General features: G+C 73.0%; 6 protein-coding genes. 2 read left to right on the top strand and 4 right to left on the bottom strand.

Annotated features, from left to right (window positions below; translation table 11 throughout):
* Window positions 1-42: 42 nt before the first annotated feature.
* The 4 genes from ACFWZH_RS23055 to ACFWZH_RS23040 form a co-directional block, all read right to left on the bottom strand.
* On the bottom strand, window positions 43-2613 hold the full coding sequence (locus tag ACFWZH_RS23055) for an ATP-binding protein (protein ID WP_384434186.1): 2571 nt from the start codon (window positions 2611-2613) through the stop codon (window positions 43-45).
* Between the two features lie 307 nt (window positions 2614-2920).
* Complete coding sequence (locus ACFWZH_RS23050; protein ID WP_384434183.1) at window positions 2921-3244, bottom strand: STAS domain-containing protein; 324 nt, start codon at window positions 3242-3244, stop codon at window positions 2921-2923.
* Window positions 3245-3390: 146 nt separating this feature from the next.
* Window positions 3391-4239, bottom strand: coding sequence for a 3-hydroxyacyl-CoA dehydrogenase family protein (locus ACFWZH_RS23045; protein ID WP_384434179.1), 849 nt, complete (start codon window positions 4237-4239; stop codon window positions 3391-3393).
* Window positions 4240-4380: 141 nt separating this feature from the next.
* On the bottom strand, window positions 4381-5022 hold the full coding sequence (locus ACFWZH_RS23040; RefSeq protein ID WP_384434176.1) for a TetR/AcrR family transcriptional regulator: 642 nt from the start codon (window positions 5020-5022) through the stop codon (window positions 4381-4383).
* A gap of 80 nt (window positions 5023-5102) precedes the next feature.
* On the opposite strand from ACFWZH_RS23040, the gene ACFWZH_RS23035 reads away from it, so the two are divergent.
* A complete protein-coding gene (locus ACFWZH_RS23035; protein ID WP_384434173.1) occupies window positions 5103-5888 on the top strand; it encodes an ABC transporter ATP-binding protein in 786 nt (261 codons plus the stop codon).
* Window positions 5889-5896: 8 nt separating this feature from the next.
* Window positions 5897-6652: an ABC transporter permease gene (locus ACFWZH_RS23030; protein ID WP_384434170.1), complete on the top strand. Its 756-nt coding sequence runs from the start codon at window positions 5897-5899 to the stop codon at window positions 6650-6652.
* Window position 6653: the final 1 nt, after the last annotated feature.

Genomic DNA, 6653 nt, shown 5'->3' with positions numbered 1-6653 from the left:
CAGTACATGTGTACCGGGCCGTCGCGCTGTCCGTAGGGGCCGTCAGGCGGTCGGCGCGCTCTCGGTGCCTGTGGGGCCGTCCGCACCGCCGGGCGAGCTGCTCCCGGCGGACGAGCCGCCCTCCGCGGGGCTGGCGACCGAGGACGCGGCCGAGCTCTCCGACGGGGGCTCGGACGTCGGGTCGGTCGGGGTGGGCTCCGTCGGCTCGCCGGTGGGCTCGGTCGGCGTCGGGTCGGTCGGCTCGCTGGTCGGCGGATCGGTGGGCCGGGTCGGCCGGCTGGTGGGCCGGGTGGGCCGCACGGTCGGCTCGGTCGGGCCGGTGGTGGGGTCGGCCGTCTCGGTGCCGGAGTCGGTCGGCGCGCCGCTGGTGGCCGAGCCGCTGGTCGAGGGGGACGGGCTGCCGGAGCGGGAGGCGCCGCCGGGCCGGGAGGTGCCCGGGCTGGTGGAGGGCCGGTCGGAGCCGTCCGCGGGCTCCTCCGCCGGCAGGTCCGGGGTGCTGTCGTCCGTGGTCTGCTCCGTGCTGACCTTGTCGTCGGGGGCGTCGTCGCCGCCGGAGGTCGCACCGAGGGTGACGACGGTGCCGAGGACGGCCACCAGCAGCGCACCGGCGCCCGCGGCCACGAGGTTGCGACGGGCCCCACCGAAGAGCTTGGCGCCCTTGCCGGTGCCCGTGCCCGTGCCGGTGCCGCTGACGGCGGTGGCCGGGACGGCCGCGGTGGCGGCGGTCTGCGCGCCGCTCCGTGCGGCGAGCGGGGACGCGGCCGCCCCCGTGGCGGGCCGGCGCAGCTTGGCGGTCGAGACGGCGTCGGACGGTGCGGCGGCCGCTTCCTTCGGCGCGGCCGGCTGCGGGTCGCCTGCGGCGGCCGCGGTGACCTGCGGGACGACCGCGGTCGCCGCCGAGGCGGCCCGCGCACGGTCGGTGACCAGCGCCAGCGCCCGCCGCCCGGCCACCGCGCCGTTGCGGTCGGAGAGCACCCCGCGCAGCCCGATGGCCGCCTCCAGCTCGGCGCGCGCCCGGTCGACGCTGCCGCTGCACAGCGCCAGCACGCCCAGCTCGTGGTGGAAGTAGGCCTCTTCGGCGACCTCGCCGGCCAGCCGCGCGGCCTCCTGGCCGTGCCGCAGGGCGCGCTCCCAGGCGCTCCAGTGCAGCGCCGCGGCGAACGCCGGGGCGGCCGTGCGGGCCAGCAGCACGGCGGCGCTGGCGTGCCCGCTCTCCCGGCTCCCGGTCAGCACGCCCATCGCGGCCAGCGCCACATCGGCCTCGGCGGCGGCCCGTTCGGGGGTGACCGAGGGGTGCCCGGCCCACCAGGCGTAGTGCTGGGCGACGGTGTGGGCGCGGGCGGCGGCGCCCTCGGCGTAGCCGGCCGCGGTCAGCTGGTCCTGGACGGTCGCGGCGAGCCGGTAGTGGCCGCCCACGGGGGTGATCAGGCCACAGGCCAGCAGCTCGCCGAGGGCGGCGTCGGCGTGGGTGTCCTGGGTGAGGGCCGGCAGATGCGCCTGGTGCGGCAGCTCACCGCCGAGCGCGATGGCGAAGCGCAGCGTCTCCTGGGCGGCGGCGCTCAGCCGGGAGGCGAGCAGCGGGGCGGGGGCGGCGGCCTCGCCGAGCGACGGCAGCGGCACCTCGGGGCGCTCGCCGGAGCCGGTGTCCTCGTCCACTTCCCGACCCGCCTCGGGGAACAGGCCGTAGCCGTCGTCGAGGGCGCCGGGGCGGCTCCGCATCCGGTCGCGCTGCCGCAGCAGGGCGGCGGCCTGCACGAACCGCAGCGGCAGCCCCTCGGACTCGAACCAGAGGTCGGCGGCCCAGGCCGTCTCGTCCTCGTTGAGCGGGCGGTCCAGCGCGCGCTCCAGCAGGCGTACGCAGCCGGCGCGGCCGATGCCGCCGAGGAAGACCTCTTCCAGGTGCGAGCCGGCGCTGGGGGCCGCGACGTCGGGGGTGGCGGCGATCAGGAAGGCGCACTCGGGGGTGGCGTCGAGCAGCTCGTCGAGCGCGCTCCCGCCGAACTCCAGGTCGTCCAGGACGACGATCGCGCCGATCTCGGCGACCATCCGCAGCATCTCGGGCCGGTCCGGGCGGTGCGCGGGCGCGCGGTGCACGGCGGCGAACAGCGCGTAGAGCAGGTCGGTGGCGTTGCGGTGGTAGCCGGAGAGCCGGACCACGCCGTCGGGCGCGAGGCCGGCGCAGGCGGTGGCGACGGCGTCCAGCAGCCGGGTGCGGCCCGAGCCCGAGGGTCCGGTGACGCGTACGGAGCGGCCGCGGGAGAGCAGCCGGACCAGGCGCTCGGTGTCCTCGGTGCGCTCTTCGAGCGGGGCGTCGTGCCCGGTGGCTCCGGGCGGGCCCGGAGGCGGCGGGGGCGCGGCGGCGCGGTCGGCGGCGGCGCGCTCCTGCGCGTCGAGCTTGCCGGGTGCCGTGGGCCGCTCCCCCGGCGGGCAGGGTTCTATCTCGCTGCCGTCGACGGGGTTGACGGTGACGAGGTAGGGGCCCGAGACGAGCCGGACGACGCGGGAGAGCCCGCCGGAGCCGCCCTGCGCGCCGCCGAACGCGGGGGCCGGCGGCTCGGCAGGGCTGTCCTGCTCGCCGTACTCCTCGGGTCCCCGGTGGGTGTTCGGGTCCATGCTGCAAGCTCCCAGATGCTTCGTTCCACTCCGCCGGCTCCGACAGATCGTTCTCGGTGTCGCGTCCGGTCCGGTGCCCGCCGCGGGTGATGACACACGGGCGGGAACCGAACCTTAGACCTGGAGGACGGAACGTTGCACCGCCGGGGGCGGCTACTGACCGGAACTTCCTGGATTGGCCGGTATCACGTGGTATACGACATTTCTGCCGGTCGATGCTTCACGCTTCGCAGCGCTTTGTACGATCTCGCTCTCCCGGGGACGGCCCGGTCCCGGGCGCGGCCCGAGGGGCGGCCGCGCCCGTCCCTCACACCCGGGGAAGCGATTCCGCTTCGATGCCGCCCTCGATGGCGAGGATGCGGTGGAGCCGGGTGGCGACCAGCAGGCGCTGCATCTGAGGGGGCACTCCGCGCAGTACCAGCCTGCGGTTGACCCGGCCGGCCCGGCGGTGCGCGCCCATGATCACGCCGAGGCCGGTGGCGTCCCAGGAATCCAGCTCGGTCAGGTCCAGCACCAGATCACCCCGACCGGAGTCGACGGCGGTGTGCAGGGCCGTACGGGCGTCCGCCGCGCTGCGGACGTCGAGGCGGCCCCCGACGACCAGCTCGGCGTGGTCGCCCCTGATGTGCATATGCGCTCCCCTATGTCATGGGTTCGTGCATGGACGTCTACAGATCTGACTGCCTCTCATGCGGCGAAGTTGCCGCCTGTAAGCGAACCGATACCGATTTTCACCCCATGGGGTGACCCCGCCAGGCCCATCGACCTGACGCGGCATCAGTGCTCGTAGAAGCCCTGCCCACTCTTACGGCCGATATCGCCCGCATCGACCATCCGCCGCATGATCTCCGGCGGCGCGAACTTCTCGTCCTGGGACTCGGTGTAGATGTTGTCGGTGGCGTGCATCAGGATGTCGATGCCCGTCAGGTCGGCGGTGGCCAGCGGCCCCATCGCGTGACCGAAGCCCAACTTGCAGGCGGTGTCGATGTCCTCGGCGCTGGCCACGCCGGATTCGTAGAGCTTGGCGGCCTCGACGACCAGCGCGGAGATCAGCCGGGTGGTCACGAAGCCGGCCACGTCGCGGTTGACGACGACGCAGGTCTTGCCGACCGACTCGGCGAACGCCCGCGCCGTGGCGAGGGTTTCGTCACTGGTCTTGTAGCCGCGGACCAGCTCGCACAGCTGCATCATCGGCACCGGCGAGAAGAAGTGCGTGCCCACGACCCGCTCGGGGCGGGAGGTGGCCGCCGCGATCTTGGTGATCGGGATCGCGGAGGTGTTGGAGGCCAGCACCGCCTCGTCCTTGACCAGCTTGTCCAGCGTCTGGAAGATCTCCCGCTTGACGTCGATCCGCTCGAAGACGGCCTCGACGACGATGTCGGCGTCGGCGGTGGCCTCCAGGTCGGTCGTCGTGGTGATGCGGGCCAGCGCCTGCTCGGCGTCGGCCGCCGCCAGCTTCCCCTTGGCGACGAACTTCTCGTACGAGGCCTCGATGCCGCCCTTGCCCCGGGCCAGCGCCCCGTCCGTCACGTCGCGCAGGACCACGTCCCAGCCGGCCTGGGCGGACACCTGCGCGATACCGGAACCCATCAGTCCGGCGCCGATGACGGCGAGCTTCTTTGCCACTGCTGTCCCCTCACACCCTGTGCATTTGAAAGCCTGTCGGTCTTCGGGTGACGTTAGCGGTCGTTGGCGATCCTTTGGTGGGTTAGAGATGCGCGTCACGTCTCGTATCGCGGACATCACACTGGCAGGAACCGGCCCCGGTCACCCATCCGCCCGTACCGCGTAGTTGAGAACCCGCTCGCTCAGCAGCTCCTCGATGTCGTCCAGCAGGGCGAGGGCCTCGCGGGAGACCTCGGCGGGCTTACGGCCGGCGAGCATCTCCTGGACGATGGCGGTCATCAAGGTCTGGTGCACCCAGCCGATCTGGCCGGCCATCAGACCGGGCATCGGATCGCCGTCCGGGGCGCCGGTCTCCTTCCTGAGCGTGACCTCCAGGTCGTCGTACTGCTCGCGCTGGAAGTGCCACAGGCGGGCCTGCAGGGTCGCCGAGCCGTGGACGACCTTCATGAAGCGGTCATACCCCTCGATCAGGCCGACCTTGGGCGAGACGCTCACCACCTCCTCGCGCAGCTCCCGCAGCACCGCGGCGGCGGCCGACTCCCCCGCGGCCCGGGCCCGCACGAACCGCGACAGCCGGTCGACCAGGCCCTTGCTCCGGTCGAGGAAGAGGTCCTCCTTGGCCGGGAAGTAGTTGTAGACGGTGTTGACGGAGACCTCGGCGGCCTCGGCGATCTCCGCGATGGTCACCGCGTCGAAGCCGCGCTCCATGAACAGGCCCGTCGCCACGTCCGAGATGTACTGGCGGGTCTGCCGCTTCTTGCGCTCCCTGAGTCCCTCTGCCATGTCCTGATCCTACCCATCGATGGGCTCTCTTAAATTTTGGAGACGTTGCAATTTTTAAGTCTCTCTGTTTTTCTGTGGCCATGGCAGTCATCAGCACGTCCCAACTCGCCCGGACCTTCACCACGAAACAGGGCACCGTCGAAGCCGTCCGGGGCATCGACCTGACCGCCGAGCGCGGCGAGATCCTCGGCTTCCTCGGCCCCAACGGCGCCGGCAAGACCACCACCCTGCGGATGCTCACGACCCTGCTGGCGCCCACCGGCGGCAGCGCCACCGTCGCCGGCTGCGATCTGGTCGGCGACCCGGCGGGGGTGCGCCGGGCATCGGGGTACGTCGCCCAGTCCGGCGGCGTCGACCCGAACGTCTCGGTGCGCGAGGAGCTGTTCACCCAGGCCCGCCTCTACCGCCTCGGCAGGGCCGAGGCCCACGCCCGGACCGAGGAGTTGGCCGCGGAACTGGGCCTGGGCGACCTGCTCGACCGCAGGACCGCCGCACTGTCGGGCGGCCAGCGGCGCCGGCTGGACATCGCGATGGGCCTCACCCACCGCCCCCAGGTGCTGTTCCTGGACGAGCCGACCACCGGCCTGGACCCGGGCAGCCGCGCCGACCTGTGGGAGCTGGTCCGCCGCATCCGCGCCGAGCACGGCACCACCGTCTTCCTGACCACCCACTACCTCGACGAGGCCGATGCGCTCGCCGACCGACTGGTCATCGTCGACAAGGGCGTGGTGGTCGCCGAGGGCACACCGGACGCCCTCAAGCGCACCCACGCCGGATCCCCCGACGCGTCCCTGCAGGACGCCTTCCTCGCCATCACCGGGCGCGGGCACACCCCCGCCCAGGACACCGCCCCGATCGCCGTCTAGGAGCACCCATGCCGTCCCTGCTGTCCGACATCGCGCTGATCTTCGGGCGCTACGCCCGCCAGACGCTGCGCTCCAAGCTCCAGATGCTCTTCGGCGTGCTGATGCCGCTGCTGTACCTGCTCCTCTTCGGCCCCCTGCTGACCGATCTGCCGCTGTCCTCCACCGGCAGCTCCTGGCAGGTGCTGGTGCCCGGTCTGCTGCTCCAACTCGCCCTGTTCGGCGCCTCGTTCTGCGGCTTCGGCCTGATCGTCGAGAAGCAGTACGGGGTGGTGGAGCGGATGCGGGTGACGCCGGTGAGCCGGCTGGCGCTGCTGCTGGGGCGGGTGCTGCGGGATGCCGCGCTGTTCGTCTTCCAGGCCGTCCTGCTGGTCCTGGCCGCGCTGGCCATGGGGTTGCGGGCGCCACTGCCCGGCATCCTCATCGGCTTCGCCTTCGTCGCCGTGCTGACCGTGGCGCTCGCCTCGCTGTCGTACGCGCTGGCGCTGAACGTGGCCGCCCCGCAGGCGTTCGGGCCGGTCGTCAACGCCCTCACCATGCCGTCGATGCTGCTGTCCGGGCTGATGCTGCCGATGACACTGGGGCCCAAGTGGCTCGATGTGCTCTCGCACTTCATGCCGTTCCGCTATCTCGTGGACGCGGTACGGGCCGCGTTCGTCGGCGCGTACGCCTCCTCGGCCCTGCTCTACGGCGTCCTGGTGGCGCTGGGCTTCGCGGTGCTGTGTGTGACCTTGTGCACGCGGGCCTTCCGCAGGGCCGCGGCGTAGG

The organism is Streptomyces sp. NPDC059008 (genome assembly GCF_042749045.1).
In the GTDB taxonomy this organism is placed as follows: Bacteria; Actinomycetota; Actinomycetes; order Streptomycetales; family Streptomycetaceae; genus Streptomyces.
The sequence above is the reverse complement of the archived record's forward strand: the minus strand, read 5'-3'. Positions and strand labels throughout refer to the sequence as shown.